The sequence below is a fragment of the Curtobacterium sp. MCLR17_039 genome (assembly GCF_003234745.1).
GTDB lineage: Bacteria > Actinomycetota > Actinomycetes > Actinomycetales > Microbacteriaceae > Curtobacterium > Curtobacterium flaccumfaciens.
In genome coordinates this window covers 35,706-54,959 of sequence record NZ_QKTF01000015.1, presented here as the reverse complement: position 1 = coordinate 54,959, position 19,254 = coordinate 35,706, and the positions used below count along the sequence as shown (strand labels likewise).

Here is a 19,254-nt window from a genome sequence, read left to right as displayed (position 1 = left end):
GTTGCCAGGGACTGTACGCGCACGGCGGGCGAGCGGTGGGGCAGGCACATCGCAGCAGCGGTCACGCGGAAGCCGTCTCGGCTTCGACAGGCGTCACGAGGTGCGGGTCGCACCGATCGCCCAGACGCGGGGCGGTTCGGCACCGTTGACCGCGTGGTCACCGATGATCCGCGCCTTGAACACCCACGGGTTGTGGCTGCCGGCGGTGCGAGCGTTCCGCCAGTGCCGGTCGAGGTTCTTCGTCGTGCTCACCCCGGACGCCGCGAGCGCGTCGAACAGGTGCGAGGTCGCCGTCGTCGCCAGGGTGGTCAGCGCCACCTGGGCCTGCGCGGTCGCGAGTTCGGCGCGGTCGTTGCGGCGCTCGTCTTCGGCTGTGTCGAGCCCGGCTCCCTCGTACGCGCCCTGCAGGGCCGCGGCGGCCCGGTCGACGATCGCCGTGGCGGCGAACCCGGCCGCCGACACCTCGCCGACGACCTGCAGGATCTGCGGGTCTGCCGCGAACGTGTCGGCGTTGCCGTGGGAGAAGACGCGGGTGCGGTTGCGGACCTCGCGCGCGATCTCCCGCTCGGCTGCGAGGACGGACCCGGCGAGGACGCTCAACAGCACGCCCTGGTAGAACGCCGTCTGGTACTTGAACCGCTCGTCGAAGGGGATCACCGCGTCGGCCTGCACGACGGCGTCGTCGAAGGTGCTGGTGCCGGACCCGGTGGTGCGCTGCCCGAACCCGTCCCAGTCGTCGGTGTGGGTGACCCCGGGCTGGTGCGCGTCGACGATCGCGATGACCCGCTCGCCGGTGTCCGTGCGTTCGGCGTAGGTGTCGATCCAGTCGGCGAAGATGCTGCCGGTCGAGTAGTACTTCTGCCCGGTGATCCGGAACGTCCCGTCCGGCTGCGGGGTCACCTTCGTGATCACATCGCCCATCTGCACCGATCCGACCTCGGTCCACAAGTTGCCGGCGATCTCACCGCGGCCGAAGCGGTCCAACCACCCCTCACGTTCCCCGGACCGGGCGACCAAGCGGTCCTCCACCAGTGCGAAGTGGCCGCGGAGCGCCTGGGGGATGTTGCTGTCAGCGGCGGCGAGTTCGGTCAGCAGGCGGAACAGCTGGGGCAGGGTCGCCCCGGCTCCGCCGTGGGCGACGGGGACGCGGACGGCGCCGAATCCGGCGGCGGCGAGTTCGCCGATCTCCTCGAACGGGAGGCGGTGGTCGCGTTCGCGCTCAGAGGCGCCGGCAGCGATGCGGTCGAAGATCGGACGGAAACGGGCGAGGAGCTCGTCGTCGGCGCCCTCGTCGATCGTGCTGTCGGCGGTCTGGTTGCTGATGGTCACGAGGACTCCTTCGTGGTCTGGGCTGCTACCTGTCGCGTGGTGTCGCGTGGTGTGGCGTCGTCTGGTGTCGATTCGTCCGATGTGGGCGGACAACCCGACCAGATGTGCGCCATCGCGAGACTGTGGCATCGCCGAACGCCCGCGAGAAGGGTTGTGTCGATGTGTGTCGGAGGGTGACTTCCCATGACACGTGACCACGCTGCGATGAGGTGGGGGTTCGCAGCAGCCCTTTCGCGGTGCTGCGCGTGTGCGGTGGCCGCGGAGCCCGTCGGACGAAGACAGGCATGCTCCTCCGAGAAACCCGCGTCGGCCACGCTCACAGGAGCGCGAATCATCGAGGGAGCGCGCACCCGCCAGAGGACTGGCCACTGCCTGGCTTGGTGTGGGCGAAAGCCGTGGTCTCGGCGTCGTTCGCTCCGGTGACGTTCAGGCCGGCGGGGTCGTCCCTGCGCCTTCGGTGTCGTCCGCGCCCGCAAGACCTGTCCCAGCCTGGTCGAGGTTCTCGTGTGGGTCGCCCATGTCCCCGGTTGCAGCACCGGTGCGGGACAGCCCGAAGTGTTTGCGGACGGCGTTCGCCTCGGCGGGGGACAGGGTACGTCCGGCTCCGAGGGACGGCGCGTCCTTGATCGCGTCCTTCGTGTACCCGACGTGCACGTCCGTACCGTCGAACGTGGCGTCGTCGGCGGGGACGAGCGCCTGGAGTCGCCCGAGCAGGCCGGTTGCGACACAGACGTAGGCCGCACTGCCGTCCTCGTCGGAGGGGAACACCTGCACGACCTTGCCGACTGATACGCCGTTGCGATCCCGGACAGTCGCACTCTCGACCTGGTGGATGACGCCCTTGGTGATCATGAACGTAGTCAACGCCCTCGAGTTAGACGCTTCGCAGACGCCGTCCTCCAGGCCGGGGTGAGGACTTGTCCTTCGGGGTCCGAGGCCGCGGTGGTCCGGTCAGTTCCCTTGGGCGTTCGGCCGGCTACTGGGAAAGCTCGGTGTTGCGGACCTCGGGGCTGCCCAGTTGCGACCCGTGTCGCTGGCGAAGTCGAGTTGCCCGCAAAACGCACGCCGCGATCAAGAGCGCCATGACGACCCATCCGGTGATGGCGAGCGGCCCGACAAGGCGTTCGTCGAAAGGCGGGAAGAGGATGGACTGGTACGAGGCGAAGCTGTTGAGTGCCGCATGGGCGAGCACGCAGGGCAGAAGCGATCCACTCGCAAGCCGGAGCCAGCCGATCAGCACGCCCGCGCCGACACAGCCGATCATCATCATGATGACCCCGAGGGGATTGCGTTCCTCGTAGTTCAGGCCGAGCAGGATCGCGGGAGCGTGCCAGAGACCCCAGATCGCGCCGCTGACGCTCAGCGCCCATCCGGTGCCGAGTGGCAGCAGTTTCGGGAGGAGCCAGCCGCGCCAACCGACTTCTTCGCCGGTCGCAGCGATCGCGGTGATGGCAATCCCGATCGGGAGGTTCAGCAGCTGCAGCAGCGCCAGGAGTGCCATCGGCATCGGCGGTTGCTCGCCCGTGACTCGAACGATGAGTTCTTTCGCGACGGAGTGTTCGGGGTCGAGCTGCACCCACCCGAACAGCATCCCGAGGCCCCAGCTGCCGGAGATCAGCAGAGCAGCTCCGGCGATGCCTGCGAGAGCGAAGCGCCAGCCTTGACGCGTGAAGAACCCCGTCAGCCCGAGTGCAACCAGGATCGCCTTCCCGCGGCGGCCTTCGAGCGTGATCGCGACCAGCAACGCAGCCAAGCCCGGTGTGAACATCATGGCCACGGTTGCGATGTACGCACCGGGGTTCCCGGCTGGGTCTGAGAGGTCCGCGTTCACCTGGATCGCTGGCCAGAGCAGCGCCCACGCCGCACCGTACGCCAGCAGGACGAACATGCCGACCGCACTCCAGCGGACACCCCGCGGGCTTCCCAACATGTTCTCCCCCCCGTTCGCTTGAGTGGGCCGCGCATCACGGCAATCGGCTCCCTTGCCTAGGCGGAGGAACCTGAGTGCCTGCGGATCAACCTACTGAAACAATCACCTGGAAGGCAACATATCAAGCTTCGGACGCCCCTGAGGGTGGTGCGAGACGCGGTGTCGTTATCCGTCCCCTGGCGTCAACGGCGGGGTCGAGGGCCGCGCACGCGGAGGGCGCAACGTGACCGAGGGCTCTCTTTCACTCGGAAGAGAGTCGCCGGGGTGTACCGCGATGACCATGGGTCGACGGGAGCGCCGTGTCGACGATTTCAGCTCGCACGATGTCTTCTTCCGCAGATGGCGCGGGTGCACCTGGTGTTGCAACGATGCCCTCGAGGTCCCACTGTTGTGTGAAATACACGCTTCGGCGCTGCTTCGGGTAGAGTCAGCATTCGGACCGGGGTGGGCCTGAGGGGGACGTCATGGGGAAGATCGAGTTCGACGCGGCGGCGGCAGACGCCGTCGTCAGAGCGGCCACGTCGGCGAAGGACGAGCTCCGGGCTCAGTCTGGGGCTCGTCGGTCCGCCGTCGAGGAAGCAGCGGCTGACTTTTCCGGAGCCTACGCGGACCGGTTCACCGAGTCCGCCTCGACGGAGTCGACCGACCGGGGCAAGTTGGCGTCCGTCCTGGATGACCTCGTCGGTCAGGTGCGCGACGCCAAGTCCTCTGCGCAGGCTGAGGAGGAACGGCTGAACGCACTCGACGCTTGGAACGAAGCCGAACACGAACGCCAGCATGCCGCGGCGACGTCCCTGCTCACGACGACCACCCTGCCCCCAATCGCAATCCGTGCACCAAAACCGTCGGAGGTCGCGATCCGACCACCGTCGATCCATGCGGCGTTCACGCCCCGGGATCGCAGGCGGTCCGGAGAGGGCACAGGACACGGTCGAAGCTCGGCAGACCCGGCAAGGCTGCGCGACTTCAGCACCGTCAGCCGGGCGAACGACGAGACTGCGGAGGCGAAGGCCACAATGCTCGCCAGCGCATGGACGGCGTTCACCGCTTCGTGTTCCTGGGTGCTGATCGAGGGGTGCACCTTCGTGACTGGGTTCGATCGCTTCCTCGAGGAGAACCGAGCCGATGCCGCATGGATCGACCGCATCGCGGACGCGTTCGAGCAAGCCGGGAGCGGCGGATCGCTGGCGAACGCCAGGATCGACACGGCGACCGACGACGAGCTCGTCCGCGATGTTCAGCGGCTCTTCGCCGACGACTTGACCCCGACCCAGGTCGCGGCGATGTGGGCGGATCTCGGTCTGACGAGGGCGGACGCTGCGGACCTCGCACTCCTCCCGACCTCGGTGCTGACCGCTCTGGGGAATCTCGAAGGGGCGCCGTACTGGGCGCGCGGAGCTGCGAACGTCGCTGTACTCGACCGCCGGATCGCGTCCGCTGAGCAGTTCCTCGACGACCTCGGTCGTCCGGACCGCGTCTACAGCGCCGAAGGGCGCAAGAACGCGGAGGACCTCTCCGCACTCGAATCGATCAAGGCTTCTCTCAGCGCCGGCGGTCCGAGTGCACCGCGCACGCTCACCGTGCTCAGCGCTGACCACCCGCCCCTGGCTGCGGTGTCCATCGGTGATCTCGACGAAGCGACCAACGTCACGTGGGCGGTGCCCGGGATGGGGTCGAGCACGGGCAGCATGGTCGACTGGACGGATGCCGCGCAGAACGTCTACAGCGAGCAGGCGAAGACGGTCCCCTCTGGGCGCGGCACGACCAACGCTGTCGTGGCGTGGATGGGGTACGAAGCACCGCCCGTCCCGCCGGCGAGCACCGCCGTGTTCGGCAGCGATTACGCGAAGGCCGGCGGCGAGAAGCTGGCCGCGTCGATCAAGGGCCTCGATGCGACGAGAGCCGGTACGATGCCGACGGTCAACGTCCTCGGACACTCGTACGGCACCACGACCGCGTCCTACGCGCTCACGTCCGAGGGCGTGCACGTGGATTCGTTCACCACCATCGCGTCGGCCGGGATTCCGGACAGCATTCACGGAGCGGACGAGATCCACGCCGATGCGGTGTACGCCGGACAAGCGGAAGTGGCGAAGCCGATCATCGAACACTGGGGCGGCGACGAATGGGCCGCAGTCGGCCGGGACTTCAGTTCGGACCATCATCAGGACCCGACCGCACCTGGATTCGGTGCGACGAGCTTCGGCGCCGACGGAGCGCCAGGCCTCAAGCCCGTTCGCGATCATGGCGTGCACACCTCGTACGGCGGCGGTTACCTCGACGAGGACACACAGTCGCTGCAGAACGTCGCGTACGCCACGACCGGCCAGCCCGAACGATTGACGAACTGATCATGCCGATTTCGCAGAAGCGAAGTGGTCTGGAAGGAACTCCCAGATGAAGAAACCCTGGCGGAAAGCCGCCTCCGTTCTCCGGTCGACGGGAGCAGTCCTGCTCGCGGTCGCCGTTCTCACTGGTTGCAGCGAAGGGTCTGGCATGAACACGAAAGAAGCGAAGCAGTCGATCGTCACGTTCGTCGAGGGTTCGACGGACGTTGTCGGTGACGGTTGGGAACCCAACGACGGTCCACGGCTGGGGAAGTGTGGACTCGGCCTCGGGACGGGCGGCATCCAGTACGTCTACGCCATGGTCCGCTCCGCGAGCGCTGACCCGAAGGCCGACGTCGAGGCGGTGGAACAGCACTGGAAGGAGCTCGGGGTCACGACCGAGCGCTACCAGACCGGCGGCGACGACCCCATCCTCGGCGTCCGCGGCAGGGGCGGCCCGGTGAGCTCGTCCGACTTCCGCGCGGATCCCCGCGGCTACACGATCGACGGCAGCTCGCAGTGCGTCGCGGGGGACTTCGAGAAGATGAGCCTCGACAGTCAGGAGTGACGACCGCGACCTGACCACCGGAACCGAGCCGCGCCTCCAGCCCGGCCCGCGACCAGGGCGCCTGCCGGACGCGACACCAAGGACGGCCCGCCCCGTTGTCGAGGCGAGCCGTCCTGTGCAGCCGAGCCGCTAGCGCGATACCGGCACGGCGACGCTGGCGAGCTCGGCCCGCACGATGTCCGCACCAGCCGACAGCGCACCGAGCTTGTCCAGCGCCGCACCCCGCGCCAGGGGAGCCATCCCGCAGTTGGAGCTGGGAATGAGCTTGTCGGCATCGACGAACTCGAGCGCCCGACGGAGCACCTCCGCGACCTCCTCCGGGGTCTCCACGGTCTCGGTCGCGACGTCGATCGCCCCGAGCATGACCTTCTTGCCGCGGATCAGCTCGACGAGCTCGAGGGGAACGTGGGAGTGGATGCACTCGAGCGAGACGATGTCGATCGAGGACTGCTGCAGCAGGGGGAAGGACTGCTCGTACTGCCGCCACTCCGCGCCGAGCGTCTCCTTCCACTTGTTGTTCGCCTCGATGCCGTAGCCGTAACAGATGTGCACGGCGGTCTCAGCGTGCAGGCCCTCGGCCGCGCGTTCGAGCGCGGCCACGCCCCAGTCCTGCACCTCGTCGTGGAAGACCGTGAAGGCGGGCTCGTCGAACTGGATGATGTCGACGCCGGCGTCCTGCAGTTCGCGTGCCTCTTGGTTGAGGATGGTGGCGAACTCCCACGCCAGCTTCTCGCGGCTCTTGTAGTGCTGATCCGAGAGGGTGTCGATCATGGTCATCGGGCCGGGGAGCGCCCACTTGATGGGGCGATCGGTCTGAGCCCTCAGGAACGCAGCGTCCTCGACGAAGACCGGCTTCCGACGGCTCACGGCACCGACGACGGTCGGGACGGCCGCGTCGTACCGGTCGCGGATGCGGACGGTCTCCTTGCGGTCGAGGTCGACCCCGTCCAGGTGCTCGATGAACGTCGTGACGAAGTGCTGGCGGGTCTGCTCGCCGTCGCTGACGATGTCGATGCCGCGGCGCTCCTGCTCGTGCACGGCGGAGCGCAGGGCGTCCTGCTTGCCCTCGGTCAGGGCGGCACCCTCGAGCAGCCAGGGGGACCAGAGTCGCTCGGGCTCGGCGAGCCAGGACGGCTTCGGCAGGCTGCCGACGATCGAGGTGGGGAGGAGAGAACGCATGGGTGTGACGGTCCAGTCAGTCGAAGGGCAGAGGAAGTCAGCGCGCGAGGGCGGGGTCAGCCCACCGGGCGAGGAGTGCGTGGTGCGGCCGCACCAGGTGCTCCTCGGTCCACCGGCCCTGCGTGATCCCGAGGCGGCTTCGCTCCTCGCGGTCGTAGGTCACCGGGGTGGGCGTGAAGTCGGTGTGGTCGAGGGTGGGGCGGTAGGTGCTGCCGGCCGGGGTGTTCGCGGCGTAGACCTCCGGGCGGTAGATCTTCTGGAAGGTCTCCATGGTGGCGATCGTGCCGATGAGCTGGAGGTCCGTGTAGTCGCCGGTCAGGTCGCCGCGCGTGTAGAACGCGAGCGGGGCAGCCGCTCCGGCGGGCTGGAAGTACCGGACCCGCATGCCCATCCGGCCGAAGTAGTCGTCGGTGAGCGAGGAGTGCTCGTGCTCGTACTCGGCGCCGAGGACCGGGTGGACGTACCCGGTGCGGCGGTAGGTCTGGCTCGTCGAGACGCTGATGCAGACGACGGGCTCGGCACTGAAACTCGAGTGGAACGCGGATGACTCCAGGAAGCGCTGGAAGAGCGCCCCGTGCAGCTGTCCGAAGTCGGATGGGACGCCGGACGACGCCGAGGGCAGCAGGACGGAGAAGTCGTAGTCGCGCAGGTACGACGAGAAGTTGTTGCCGAGGATCCCCTGGTGGCGCTCGCCGGTGTGCTCGTCGAGGATCGTGACGTCGAGCATCTCGAGCAACGGGAACTCGGCGTCCGAACCACCGTCGGAGAACTCCAGCGCGACCGAGACGATGTCGAGCTGCAGACGGTAGCGGTCGTGTGCCGCGGCCAGCTCGTTCGCGCGCCCGTCGATCATCGCCAGCGCAGCACAGAGGTTCTGCTGACGGTGCTCGCCGCGCGCCAGGTTGGCGAAGTTCGTGGTCAGCCGGGAGCTGTCGGCGGGGGAGTAGTCCTCGTCGAACCGGGTCCGGGTGATGCTGAAGGTGAGGTCGTTCGCCATGGTCGGCAATCTGTTCGTCGAGCGGCCCGTGGGCACGATGGGCGGGATGCATCGATCATGGCGGGAATGGTGAGCCATCAGGTAATACCGAGACGCTATGCACCGGTATAGCCTCGGCCTATGGCCCGGGTCTCGAACGACATCACCCTGCAGCAACTCCGGTACTTCATCGAGGTGGCGACGGAGGGCTCGATCAGCGCAGCGGCCGATCTGCTCTACGTGTCCCAGCCGACGATGTCCGCGGCGATGAAGGACCTGGAGACGCGGATCGGGCGCCCGCTGTTCACCCGCTCGGCCCGAGGCGTCGTGCCCACCGTCGACGGCGTCGAGTTCCTCGGGTACGCCCGGCAGGTCGTCGAGCAGGTCTCCCTCCTCGAGCAGCGGTACGTCGGCGGCCAGCGGTCGCGTCGGCTGCTCGGGGTGTCCGCGCAGCACTACTCGTTCGCGGTGGAGGCCTTCGTCCGGATGGTCGAAGCGGCAGCTGCGGACGAGTACGAGTTCTCGCTGCGCGAGACGCGCACCTGGGACATCATCGAGGACGTCCGCACCCTGCGCAGCGAGGTGGGCATCCTCTACCGCAACGACTTCAACAAGCAGGTGCTCGGCAAGCTGCTGCGGGACGCCGGCGTCGTGTTCACACCGCTGTTCGTCGCACAGCCGCACATCTTCGTGGCGAAGCGGAACCCGCTCGCGTCACGGGAGCGTGCGACCCTCGAGGACCTCGCGGACCTGCCTCGGCTCACGTTCGACCAGGGTGCGAACAACTCCTTCTACCTGGCCGAGGAGATCCTGTCGACGATGTCGAGCAAGCGGGAGATCCGGGTGTCGGACCGGGCGACGATCTTCAACCTCATGATCGGCCTGGGTGGGTACACGATCTCGACCGGGCTGATCAGCGACGACCTCGACCCCGAGATCGTCGCCATCCCCCTCGACGTCGACGAGCGCATCGAGATCGGCTGGATCGCGCACGCTTCGGTTCCCCTCACCGTGCAGGCGCAGACGTACCTGGACGAGTTGCGCGCGGTGGTCAGCAGTTACGGCGTCGAACCGCTCGGGTAGGAAGGCTGCGATGACACCGCGGAATCACTCTTGACTACGTAGACAATCCCGTGGTTGTCTTGCTCCCACACCCGGCCCCGGCCGGTCCCACGGAGCAGCGAAGGAGCTGACGATGAGCGGCAACGCATCGGTTCATCGCCTCCGTCCGGCCTCCATGACCGACGTCGCGAGCCTGGCCGGCGTCTCCCAGAAGACCGTCTCCCGCGTGGTGAACGACGAACCGCACGTCACCGAGGCGGTCCGCGCCCGGGTCCTCGAAGCGATCGACGAACTGGGTTTCCGCCCGAACGCCGCTGCCCGCTCCCTCAAGTCGCAGCGCTCCCGCCGGATCGGTCTCATCACCATCGGCACGAACCTGTACGGCCCGACCGCCATGCTCACCGGCGTCGAGCAGGCGTGCCGCACGAACGGGTACAGCCTGGCCATCGTCCGGACCGTCGCTGCGACCGCATCCGAGCTCCAGCCGGCGGTCGACTCGCTCGTCGGCCAGGACGTCGAGGCGATCGTCTTCTCCGAACCGGTCGAGAACCAGATGGACCAGCTCCGCCTGCCCCAGGGCGTGACGGTGCTGACGCTCGGGCCGCCGGACGTCGCCGACCGAGAGAACACCCTGGCGGTCGGCCTGGACGAGAGCGGCGCTGCGTTCGCGGCCACCGATCACCTGCTGGCCCTCGGGCACGAGACCGTGTGGCACATCGCGGGTCCGGCGGACTGGACCTCGAGTTCGCGCCGGCTGGCGGGGTGGCGGGCGGCGCTGCAGGACGCCGGCGTCGCCGAGCACGCACCGGCCGAGGGGGACTGGTCGCCGCAGAGCGGCTACGAGGCCATGCGCTCGTTGCTCGGCCGCCCGGACCTGACGGCGGTCTTCGTCGCGAACGACCAGATGGCGATCGGCGCGATGTCCGCCATCCAGCAGCACGGGTTGTCCGTGCCGGGTGACGTCAGCATCGTCGGCTTCGACGACATGCCGATCTCGGCGTACCTGCCGACGCCGCTCACGACCATCCGTCAGGACTTCGACGAGGCCACCCGCCTCGCGATGCACCGCCTCTTCCGCACCCTCGACGGCCACCCGCCCGCCGAGCGCCACCGGATGCTGCCCGGCCAGCTGATCACGCGCGCCACCAGCGCGCCGCCGTCCGCTGAGCGGCGTCACCTCCGCCCCGCCGACTGAACCCCCGAACGGGAGGCGCGGTGTGCGTCCGTCCCGTGAGTGAGCGCTCACGCGCGCTCGCCGCCACTTCCGCACGCACCTCGACGACGACGTCAGGAGACCTCCGTGACCCCAGTACCCAGGCGACTTTCCCCACCTGCGCCACCCGTGCCTCCAGGCCGTGGGCCGAGCCGACGCGACCTGCTCCGGTGGGGCGCCGCCGCTGGCGGCAGCATCGCCCTCGGCGCGCTGCTCGCCGGCTGCTCCCCGCAGTCGACGGCCGCCGTCCGTTCCGGACGCGCCGACCTGTCCTTCTGGACCCACGACCCCGGCTACGAGAAGTTCTTCACCGAGGCGTTGCCGGTCGCCGACCGGAAGTCGGACTTCGACTTCGCGCTCGACATCACCACGATCGCAGCGGCGGACATCCCGACCAAGCTCATCGCGCAGGCCGTCGCCGGCACGGGGACGCCGGACGTCGCCGGGCTCGAGATCGGGGCGTTCTGCCGGATGCTCCGCGGGGACATCGCTGCCGAGCTGCTGAGCGACCTGTCGCCGTCGGTGGCGTCGCGCAAGGACGACCTGATCGCTGCACGACTCACGCCGTTCTCGAAGGACGGGCACCTCTACGCGCTCGACTCGGACACCCCGTTGTGCGTCTACTACCACCGCGCGGACCAGTTCGAGGCCCTCGGCATCCCCGACGACCTGACGACGTGGGAGGAGTACATGGACGTCGGCGCGAAGCTCAACAAGAGCAAGGGTGTCTCGCTGCACGCCGTGGCGGTCACCGATCCGGGCGGCACGCTGCAGAGCTACCAGATCCTGCTGCTCCAGCGGGGCGGCGACCTGTACGACGAGGACGGCGGCATCGCCATCCAGACGCCGGAGGCCGAACGCACCCTGCAGTTCCTGGTCGACGGTGTGCAGTCCGGGGCCATCGCCACGGTCGCCGACATGTACGGACCGAGCCTGCAGTCCGGGCTGAAGGGCGGCACGATCCTGGCCGTCGACATGCCCTCCTGGTACGCCAGCTACGGCATCAAGCCGAACGTGCCCGAGCAGAAGGGCAAGTGGAAGGTGCGGAACCTGCCCCGGTTCGCGGGTGGTGGCAGCACGACGAGCGTCGGCGGCGGCACCGGGTTCTCGGTGCTCCGCGACAAGCCGCTCACGAAGGCCGGGATCGACCTGGTGCTCGCCGCGTACCTCGACCCGGACCAGCAGGTGAAGCGCTACCAGGACCTCGGTTACCTGCCGACGCTCCGCTCGGTCTACGACGACCCGCGGCTCGCGGCGCTGAGCGACCCGTACTTCGGCGGACAGCAGCTGTTCGGCGTCTACAAGTCGGTCGTCGACGACGTGCCCTCGCAGCACCAGAGCGCCGATGCCTCGATCCTGCAGACCGTCCTGAGCGGCTACCTCATCAAGGCCTACAAGGGCCAGATCTCCCCGAAGCAGGCGCTCGACGCCGCTGCGGCCGACTTCCGCGGCCAGACCCGCGCCTGAGGAGGACGACGTTGTCCACATCAACCGCCACCGGCATCCCGGTGTCCGCCACCACGACCACCACCGATCCACCCGATCGCCGTCGCCGCCGCCTGAACACGAACGGTGGCAGCGCGCCGTACCTCTTCATCGCGCCGTTCTACGTGCTGTACGGCCTGTTCATGATCGTGCCGGTGCTCGCCGCCGTGTACCTGTCACTCACCGAGTGGGTCGGCCTCGGCACACCGAACTGGATCGGCCTGTCCAACTACGCGAACCTGTTCCGGGACACCAGCTTCGGCACAGCCCTGGTCAACTCGTTGATCTACACACTCATCGCCGTGTTCGTCATCGTGCCGTGCTCGCTCCTGGTCGCGCAGGCACTCAACGCCAAGGGACTCCGCGCCCGAGACCTGTTCCGGGTGACGTTCTTCATCCCGATGGTGCTGTCGCCGATCGTCATCGCGCTCATCTACAGCCTGGTGTTCGACACCAACTACGGCCTGCTCAACGCCACGCTCAAGGCGCTGTTCGGCCTGCCGAACACCGACTGGCTCGGCGACCCGACGCTCGCGAAGGTCGCCATCGGCTTCGTGCTCCTGTGGCGCACGGTCGGGTACCTGACGATCTTCTTCCTGGCAGCACTGCAGAACGTTTCGCCCGAGCAGTACGAGGCCGCGTCGCTCGACGGGGCAGGAACCTTCCGGAAGTTCACCAACGTGACGCTCCCGGCGATCCGACCGGTCACGGCGTTCGTCGTGGTGACGAGCTTCATCAGTGCCGCGCAGCTGTTCGACGAGCCCTACCTGCTCACCAAGGGCGGTCCGGGCGAAGCCACGCTCTCCGTCGCCATGTTCATCTACCGCGCCGCCTTCGAACGGCAGCAGTTCGGGTACGCGGCAGCCGCCGGTGTCGTGCTGTTCGTCGTCGTGTTCGGCGTCAGCCAGATCCTCAACCGCGCACTCGCCATCGGGAGGGACGCATGACCGCCACCACCGACCGCCCGGACACCCGGGCCGTCACGACCGCCGGAAGCCGGGCGCCCCGGTCCGGCCCGCCCCGCACCAGGGGCTGGATCGCTCGCCGCGGCCTGCTCTACGCCACACTCGTGGCGCTGCTGCTGGTGTTCGTGTTCCCGCTGCTCTGGGCGCTGTCCGGCTCGTTCAAGCAGCGTGGCGACATCTTCGCGACACCGCCCACGCTCATCCCGAGCCCGGCGACGGGGGAGAACTACACGAACCTGCTCGCCACCCAGCCGTTCTGGGCCTGGTTCGGCATCAGTGTCGGCACCGCCCTGATCGCGACCGTCGTGTCCGTGTTCGTCTGCGCGATGGCCGGGTACGGGTTCGCGAAGTTCCGGTTCCGGGGCAAGCGGATCCTGTTCGCGGTGATGTTCTCGTCGCTCTCGGTGCCGTTCGCGGTGATCCTCGTACCGCTCTTCATCCTGGTGGTGAAGTCCGGGCTGACGAACCCGTGGTTCTCGCTCGTCGTCCCGTGGGTGGCGCCGGCGTTCGGCATCTTCATGATGCAGCAGTTCATCGTGCAGGCGATCCCCGACGAACTCATCGAGGCGGCCCGCATCGACGGCAACTCCGAGTTCGGAACGTTCCGCCGGGTCGTGCTCCCGCTGCTCCGGCCGTCGCTCGGCGCCCTGGCGGTGTGGAGCTTCCTGCAGAGCTACAACTCGTTCCAGTGGCCGTTGGTCCTGCTGTCCGACTCGAGCCAGTACACGCTGCCCCTCGGCCTCAACGCGATCTTCGCGTCGGAGAACCGGTCGTACGACCTGGTGCTCGCCGGCGCCGTGCTGGCGAGCGTGCCGACGATCCTCGTGTTCCTGCTCCTCCGCAAGCAGCTGCTCGACGGGCTGACCGCGGGGGCGGTCAAGGGATGACCGACACCCGCACCCACCACCGATCCTTCTCGAACGGAGCACCCAGCACCATGCAGCACGACCGCGTCCTTTTCGGCGCCGCCTACTACCACGAGTACCAGCCGACCCCTCGACTCGACGAGGACATGCGCCTGATGCAGGAGGCCGGCTTCTCGGTCATCCGCGTCGGTGAGTCCGTCTGGAGCACCTGGGAGCCGGAGAACGGCCGCTTCGACCTGGAGTGGCTCGCACCGGTGCTCGACGCCGCCCACGAACACGGAATCCGGGTGATCCTCGGCACACCCACGTACGCCGTGCCGATGTGGCTCGCCCGCATCGTGCCGGAGATCAACGTCCGCCGCCGTACCGGCGGCGAGGCGATGGGCTGGGGTGCCCGGCAGGAGATCGACTACGCCCACCCGGCGTTCCTGTTCCACGCCGAGCGGGTCATCCGGAAGATCGTCGCCCGCTACGCCGAGCACCCCGCCGTGATCGGCTACCAGGTCGACAACGAGCCGGGCAACGAGCTCATCGCGAACCCCGAGGTGTTCCAGCGCTTCGTCGACCACCTGCGTCACACCTACGGCAGCGTCGAGCGGTTGAACGAGGAGTGGGGCCTGACCTACTGGTCCCACCGGCTGTCCACCTGGGCAGACCTGTGGACGCCGGACGGCAACGCGCAGCCGCAGTACGACCTGGCTTGGCGCCGGTTCCAGGCCTCGATCACGACGGACTTCATCGCCTGGCAGGCATCGGTCGTGCGGGAGTACTCGCGTCCGGACCAGTTCGTGACCACGTGCATCGCCTACGAGCGGCCGACCGTCGAGGACGAGGTGCTCACCCGGACGCTCGACGTCACCGCTGGCAACCCGTACTACCGGATGCAGGACGCCCTCGAGCTGCCGAGCGCCGAGGAGCCCGCACAGTTCTGGACCTCGTCCGGTGCCTGGTCGATCTTCGCCTCGGGCGACCGCATGTACGGGTCGAAGCAGGCACCGTTCCTGGTCACCGAGACCAACGCGCAGGCCATCGGGTTCTCGTGGATGAACGAACCGGCCTACGAAGGGCAGTGGCGACAGGCCGCCTGGGCCCTCGTGTCCCGAGGCGCGTCGATGATCGAGTACTGGCACTGGCACACGCTGCACTACGGCGTCGAGACGTACTGGGGTGGCGTCCTGCCGCACTCGCAGCAGCCCGGTCGCACCTACGAGGAGATCGCCCGGATCGGAGCGGAGTTCGCGCACGCCGGGGACCGGGTCGCCGGCCTCCGCCCGCACGCCGACGTCGCCCTGCTGTTCTCGAACGAGTCGAAGTGGGCGCTGAACGAGCACCCGGCGCTCGGCGACGGCATGGAGCCCGACCGGCGCTCGTGGCAGACGATCTACGACGCCTACGCCCGAGGCGTCTTCGATGCCGGACTGCAGGCGAACACGGTGCATCCGTCGCAGGTCTCCGACCGTGATCCGGCGTCCTTCGCCGCGGAGCGTCCGGTGCTCGTCGCTGCCGCGTTCACCATCGCGACCGACGCCCAGCTGCAGTGGCTCGCCGCCTACGCCGAGGCAGGCGGACACCTGGTCGTCGGCATCCGCACCGGGTACGAGGACGAAGAAGCCCGTGCGCGGCTCGAACGGAAGCCCGCGTTCCTCGACGTGCCCGCCGGCGTGCACTACGACGAGTTCAGCAACCTCGGCCGACGCATCCCGGTGTCCGCCGGGGCCGCTGCCGCTGAGCACGGGTTCACCGTGCCGGCCGGGGCGACGGCCACCCGGTGGGCGGACGGCCTGCTCGTCGACGACGCCGACGTGCTCGTCGGGTACGACCACCCGCACCACGGTCGGTTCGCAGCGGTGACCACACGGTCGCACGGAGCCGGTCGGGTCACCTACGTCGGGACCGTCCCGGATCCGGCGCTCGCCGCAGCGATCACGGAGTGGGCGGTCGCGCAGGGCAGCGGGTCGCCGAGCTGGCAGCCGCAGGCCGACACGCAGTCGGTCGCGAGCTCGGTCAACGGTCGCGGAGAAACGGTGCACGTCATCCACAACTGGTCGTGGGAACCGAGCACGTACGTGGTGCCGGTCGCCGCGGAGGACCTGTTCGAGGGCACGGCACTCGACGCGGACGCCGTGCTCGAGCTCGGGCCGTGGGACGTCCGGGTCGTCGTCGTCGCGTAGCGAGACCGGAGCAGGCGGGCCGTCGGGTCGGACGGTCCGCCTGCTCCTTCTGTGCAACGGTGGCACCCGGACAGCGGTCAGGCCGCGGCCCGGAACGCCTCCGTCGCCGCTCGGGCCTCCGCCGACGAGGCGAGCGAGACGGAGTGGCTGCCGATGCCCGTCGCCAGGGACAGTGCGACGGCGGCGGCACCGACCTCGGATGCCGAGACCCACTCCGGCTTGCCGCCGACGAACCGAGTCCGCACCGGCCCGAGCACGAGCGCGTGGACACGGTTGTCCGGCGACTCCGCCGAGAGGACCCGCTGCATCATGAGCACTGCGGCCTGCTCCATGCTCACGAGCCCGCTGCCCGGCACCGGGAACTCGGCCGACTGCCCGACGATCACCGTGTAGGCGCCGGCGCCACTGAGCCTCGGGACGATCGCCCGCGCCAGCGCCATGTGCGCCGTGGCGAGCCCGGTGAACGCTGCCGCCCAGTCGTCCTCACCGATGGTGGTCAGGGGCCCGCCCTGCCACCATCCGCCAACGGGGACGACCACGTCGTCGATGCCGCCGAGCCGCTCGGTCATCTCGGCACCGAGTGCTTCCGCCCCGGCGAAGGACGTGTAGTCGTGCGTCGGCAGGTGCAGCAGCTGGGACGTGCCGATCGTGCCGAGCGCGGCGCGGAGTTCCGACCCGCGCTCGTCGGAACGCGTGGGGACGACGACGTCGGCACCAGCGTCGAGCCAGGCGCGCACGACGCCTTCCCCGACACCGCCCGTGCCGCCCGGCACGAGGACTCGACGGCCTGAGAGGTCAGGGGTGATGGGATCTGCGGACATGTTCGACTCCTTGGTGGGACCAATGTTGGTTTAACCAACGATACGCATAAATGGTTGGTCGTGCCAACTGATAAGCTTTCGACATGTCCGACGAACCCACTCCGCCCAAGGCGCTCCGGACGCTCGTGAGCTGGCAGGTCGGGCGACTCGCGACGATCGGCGCACGCTTGACCGGCGCCCGGATGCCGCTCGAAGCGCGGTCCGACTTCGCGGTCCTGGCGTTGCTCGACGAGAACGGCGCACTGAGTCAGGCCGAGATCGGCCGGGTGCTGGGTCTGGACCGCAACAACGTCAACGGCATCGTCGTCCGGCTCGAGGGGGACGAGGCCGTGACTCGGGAGCCTGACCTGTCTGACCGCCGGCGGAACGTCGTCACGATCACGCCCGCCGGACGGCGCAGGCTCGCCGAGATCCAGGTGCTCGCGGATGCCGTACAGGACGAACTGCTCATTGCGTTGTCGACGAACGAGCGGAACGACCTCATCCACCTGCTCGACCGGGTCCTCGCCGGTCACGGAGGTCAGTCCGCCTGACCCACAGGCGACGCCGCAGGGCCGACCCAGGGGTGACGGCGGTGATCCGCGCTGCTATGTTTGCGCGCACAACAAATCCCAGACGACGATGTCGGAGGACGCGCGATGACGCACGCAACAGAGCACCGCTTCGGTGAGACGACCCTGACGGTCGTCGATGCCGAAGGCAATCCCATCCGCGATGCCGACATCACCGTCGAGCAGACCCGCCATGCCTTCGCCTTCGGCAACATCGCCTTCGACTTCATCGGACTCGCCAACGGCGAAGCGACCGGTGTGGCCAACGGCGAACCGACCGGCGAAGCCAACGCCGATGCGCAGGACGAAGCAGGCACCGAGCACCTCGCCGACCTCTACGCCGACGTCTTCAACACCGCGACGCTCCCGTTCTACTGGGGCCGCTTCGAGCCCGAGCGCGGAGCCCCGGACACCGCCAGACTCCTGACGACGGCGCAGTGGTTCCGCGACCGGGGCATCGCCCTCAAGGGCCACCCGCTCGTCTGGCACACCGTGCAGCCCGATTGGCTGCTGGGGCTCCCGCTGGACGAGGTCGAGCGGCTCCAACGGGAGCGCATCCGACGCGAGGTATCCGCCTTCGCCGGCACGATCGACACCTGGGACGCCATCAACGAGGTCGTCATCATGCCGGTGTTCGACAACGGCGACAACGCGATCACCCCGCTCGCCCGGGCCAAGGGCCGCATCCCGACGATCCGGATGGCCTTCGAGGAGGCCCGCGCCGCCAACCCGCACGCCACCCTGCTGCTCAACGACTTCGACCTGTCGAGTGCGTACGAGTGCCTGATCGAGGGCGTGCTCGAGGCCGGCGTGCAGATCGACGCCATCGGGCTGCAGACCCACATGCACCAGGGCTACTGGGGCGAGGACACGATGCTCGCGATGGTCGACCGGTTCGCCCGCTACGGCCTGCCGCTGCACCTGACCGAGACCTCGCTCGTCTCCGGTGACCTCATGCCCGCGCACATCGTCGACCTCAACGACCACCAGGTGGCCTCGTGGCCGTCGACGCCCGAGGGCGAGGCGCGCCAGGCCGACGACCTCGAACGGCACTACCGGAGCCTCGTGGGGCACCCCTCCGTCGAGGCGATCACCTACTGGGGGATCACCGACGCCGGCGCCTGGCTCGGCGCCCCGATCGGACTCGTCCGCGCCGACGGCGCCCCGAAGCCGTCGTACGACGCGCTCCGCCACCTGGTCAAGGAGGAGTGGTGGCTCGGCCCGACGGTGCTGCGCACCGACGACCGCGGTCAGGTGCAGATCCGCGGCTTCCGTGGCGACTACCGCGTCGACGTGCGTGGCGCGTCCACGGCGATCGCCGTCACCGACGTGCCCACGCAGGTGCAGATCGTCGCGTGACCACCTGACGGACTGGAGGCCCGGTGCGGCCCCGCCCCTCCCGTCCGTCACCTGGTCGCGCGTCGTGCGGCCTCCACGCCCCAGAGGGCTCCACCGACGAGGATCGCGGCGCACGCGACGAACGCGGGAACGTCGTCGGCGCGTCCGAGTGCGATGTAGACCAGGCTCACGACCACCGTCGCGCCGCCGGCGATGCTCGTCGGGACGACCGCTGCTCGGTGGCCGAGGATCCAGTTCTCGTCACTGCGCATCGTCGCCCGGGTGCGGATGCCCACGAGTCCGTTCCTGCCGATGAGGCCCCGCGCCGGCAGTGCGACGAGGACGATGGTCAGGACGGCGGCCGCCGTCTCGATCGCGATCACGTGGTCTCCTTCTGGGTCGGTCATCGCGCTCGTGCGCGCAGTGAGGCTGCGCGGAGCGTGTCAGACCGAACCTGCCGGTATCCGGTGAAA

At 68.8% G+C, this 19,254-nt stretch carries 17 protein-coding genes; 10 read left to right on the top strand and 7 right to left on the bottom strand.

The window, feature by feature from the left end:
- Positions 1-93: 93 nt before the first annotated feature.
- The 3 genes from DEJ00_RS15320 to DEJ00_RS15310 all read right to left on the bottom strand — a co-directional run bounded on the left by DEJ00_RS15320 (position 94) and on the right by DEJ00_RS15310 (position 3,217).
- A complete protein-coding gene (locus DEJ00_RS15320; protein ID WP_111057940.1) occupies positions 94-1,329 on the bottom strand; it encodes an acyl-CoA dehydrogenase family protein in 1,236 nt (411 codons plus the stop codon).
- 426 nt (positions 1,330-1,755) lie between these two features.
- Positions 1,756-2,181 (bottom strand): hypothetical protein, encoded by a 426-nt coding sequence (locus DEJ00_RS15315; protein ID WP_111057939.1) that lies wholly within the window; start codon positions 2,179-2,181, stop codon positions 1,756-1,758.
- A 124-nt stretch (positions 2,182-2,305) separates the two neighbouring features.
- A complete protein-coding gene (locus tag DEJ00_RS15310) occupies positions 2,306-3,217 on the bottom strand; it encodes a CPBP family intramembrane glutamic endopeptidase (RefSeq protein ID WP_181440203.1) in 912 nt (303 codons plus the stop codon).
- A 506-nt stretch (positions 3,218-3,723) separates the two neighbouring features.
- Between DEJ00_RS15310 and DEJ00_RS15305 the strand changes: the two genes are divergently transcribed.
- Positions 3,724-5,610 (top strand): alpha/beta hydrolase, encoded by a 1,887-nt coding sequence (locus DEJ00_RS15305; protein WP_111057937.1) that lies wholly within the window; start codon positions 3,724-3,726, stop codon positions 5,608-5,610.
- A 145-nt stretch (positions 5,611-5,755) separates the two neighbouring features.
- Complete coding sequence (locus DEJ00_RS15300; RefSeq protein ID WP_111057936.1) at positions 5,756-6,154, top strand: hypothetical protein; 399 nt, start codon at positions 5,756-5,758, stop codon at positions 6,152-6,154.
- Positions 6,155-6,283: 129 nt separating this feature from the next.
- Here the strand turns inward: DEJ00_RS15300 and DEJ00_RS15295 are convergent, their stop codons facing one another.
- Positions 6,284-7,333: a methionine synthase gene (locus tag DEJ00_RS15295; RefSeq protein WP_111057935.1), complete on the bottom strand. Its 1,050-nt coding sequence runs from the start codon at positions 7,331-7,333 to the stop codon at positions 6,284-6,286.
- A 37-nt stretch (positions 7,334-7,370) separates the two neighbouring features.
- Positions 7,371-8,330, bottom strand: a complete 960-nt coding sequence (locus DEJ00_RS15290; protein WP_111057934.1) for a putative oxygenase MesX — start codon at positions 8,328-8,330, stop codon at positions 7,371-7,373.
- A gap of 120 nt (positions 8,331-8,450) precedes the next feature.
- Here DEJ00_RS15290 and DEJ00_RS15285 point away from each other — a divergent pair, with 120 nt between their 5' ends.
- The 6 genes from DEJ00_RS15285 to DEJ00_RS15260 all read left to right on the top strand — a co-directional run bounded on the left by DEJ00_RS15285 (position 8,451) and on the right by DEJ00_RS15260 (position 16,071).
- Positions 8,451-9,392: a LysR family transcriptional regulator gene (locus DEJ00_RS15285; protein WP_111057933.1), complete on the top strand. Its 942-nt coding sequence runs from the start codon at positions 8,451-8,453 to the stop codon at positions 9,390-9,392.
- A 112-nt stretch (positions 9,393-9,504) separates the two neighbouring features.
- Positions 9,505-10,566 carry a LacI family DNA-binding transcriptional regulator gene (locus DEJ00_RS15280; RefSeq protein WP_220038885.1) on the top strand — a complete coding sequence of 354 codons (1,062 nt, stop codon included), beginning with the start codon at positions 9,505-9,507 and terminating at the stop codon, positions 10,564-10,566.
- 147 nt (positions 10,567-10,713) lie between these two features.
- Positions 10,714-12,051 carry an ABC transporter substrate-binding protein gene (locus DEJ00_RS15275; protein WP_110864172.1) on the top strand — a complete coding sequence of 446 codons (1,338 nt, stop codon included), beginning with the start codon at positions 10,714-10,716 and terminating at the stop codon, positions 12,049-12,051.
- Positions 12,052-12,062: 11 nt separating this feature from the next.
- Complete coding sequence (locus DEJ00_RS15270) at positions 12,063-13,016, top strand: carbohydrate ABC transporter permease (RefSeq protein WP_209136492.1); 954 nt, start codon at positions 12,063-12,065, stop codon at positions 13,014-13,016.
- Positions 13,013-13,921, top strand: coding sequence for a carbohydrate ABC transporter permease (locus DEJ00_RS15265; RefSeq protein ID WP_110864171.1), 909 nt, complete (start codon positions 13,013-13,015; stop codon positions 13,919-13,921). Before DEJ00_RS15270 ends, DEJ00_RS15265 begins: the two co-directional genes overlap by 4 nt.
- Positions 13,918-16,071, top strand: a complete 2,154-nt coding sequence (locus DEJ00_RS15260) for a beta-galactosidase (RefSeq protein WP_258373707.1) — start codon at positions 13,918-13,920, stop codon at positions 16,069-16,071. The genes DEJ00_RS15265 and DEJ00_RS15260 overlap by 4 nt, the downstream gene beginning before the upstream one ends.
- Positions 16,072-16,148: 77 nt before the next feature.
- Here the strand turns inward: DEJ00_RS15260 and DEJ00_RS15255 are convergent, their stop codons facing one another.
- Positions 16,149-16,892 (bottom strand): SDR family oxidoreductase, encoded by a 744-nt coding sequence (locus DEJ00_RS15255; protein WP_111057931.1) that lies wholly within the window; start codon positions 16,890-16,892, stop codon positions 16,149-16,151.
- An 83-nt stretch (positions 16,893-16,975) separates the two neighbouring features.
- On the opposite strand from DEJ00_RS15255, the gene DEJ00_RS15250 reads away from it, so the two are divergent.
- Together DEJ00_RS15250 and DEJ00_RS15245 are read left to right on the top strand one after the other, a co-directional pair.
- Positions 16,976-17,425 carry a MarR family winged helix-turn-helix transcriptional regulator gene (locus DEJ00_RS15250; RefSeq protein WP_111057930.1) on the top strand — a complete coding sequence of 150 codons (450 nt, stop codon included), beginning with the start codon at positions 16,976-16,978 and terminating at the stop codon, positions 17,423-17,425.
- Between the two features lie 105 nt (positions 17,426-17,530).
- Positions 17,531-18,802: an endo-1,4-beta-xylanase gene (locus DEJ00_RS15245; protein WP_111057929.1), complete on the top strand. Its 1,272-nt coding sequence runs from the start codon at positions 17,531-17,533 to the stop codon at positions 18,800-18,802.
- Between the two features lie 47 nt (positions 18,803-18,849).
- On the opposite strand, the gene DEJ00_RS15240 is transcribed toward DEJ00_RS15245, so the two are convergent.
- Positions 18,850-19,188, bottom strand: a complete 339-nt coding sequence (locus DEJ00_RS15240; protein ID WP_111057928.1) for an SdpI family protein — start codon at positions 19,186-19,188, stop codon at positions 18,850-18,852.
- Between the last annotated feature and the right edge of the window lie 66 nt (positions 19,189-19,254).

Coding starts and splice junctions, on each gene's coding strand:
- DEJ00_RS15315 (WP_111057939.1), bottom strand. CDS start 2,181: ATGATCACCAAGGGCGTCATCCACCAGGTCGAGAGTGCGACTGTCCGG.
- DEJ00_RS15310 (WP_181440203.1), bottom strand. CDS start 3,217: ATGTTCGTCCTGCTGGCGTACGGTGCGGCGTGGGCGCTGCTCTGGCCA.
- DEJ00_RS15305 (WP_111057937.1), top strand. CDS start 3,724: ATGGGGAAGATCGAGTTCGACGCGGCGGCGGCAGACGCCGTCGTCAGA.
- DEJ00_RS15300 (WP_111057936.1), top strand. CDS start 5,756: ATGAACACGAAAGAAGCGAAGCAGTCGATCGTCACGTTCGTCGAGGGT.
- DEJ00_RS15295 (WP_111057935.1), bottom strand. CDS start 7,333: ATGCGTTCTCTCCTCCCCACCTCGATCGTCGGCAGCCTGCCGAAGCCG.
- DEJ00_RS15290 (WP_111057934.1), bottom strand. CDS start 8,330: ATGGCGAACGACCTCACCTTCAGCATCACCCGGACCCGGTTCGACGAG.
- DEJ00_RS15285 (WP_111057933.1), top strand. CDS start 8,451: ATGGCCCGGGTCTCGAACGACATCACCCTGCAGCAACTCCGGTACTTC.
- DEJ00_RS15280 (WP_220038885.1), top strand. CDS start 9,505: ATGAGCGGCAACGCATCGGTTCATCGCCTCCGTCCGGCCTCCATGACC.
- DEJ00_RS15265 (WP_110864171.1), top strand. CDS start 13,013: ATGACCGCCACCACCGACCGCCCGGACACCCGGGCCGTCACGACCGCC.
- DEJ00_RS15260 (WP_258373707.1), top strand. CDS start 13,918: ATGACCGACACCCGCACCCACCACCGATCCTTCTCGAACGGAGCACCC.
- DEJ00_RS15255 (WP_111057931.1), bottom strand. CDS start 16,892: ATGTCCGCAGATCCCATCACCCCTGACCTCTCAGGCCGTCGAGTCCTC.
- DEJ00_RS15250 (WP_111057930.1), top strand. CDS start 16,976: ATGTCCGACGAACCCACTCCGCCCAAGGCGCTCCGGACGCTCGTGAGC.
- DEJ00_RS15245 (WP_111057929.1), top strand. CDS start 17,531: ATGACGCACGCAACAGAGCACCGCTTCGGTGAGACGACCCTGACGGTC.
- DEJ00_RS15240 (WP_111057928.1), bottom strand. CDS start 19,188: ATGACCGACCCAGAAGGAGACCACGTGATCGCGATCGAGACGGCGGCC.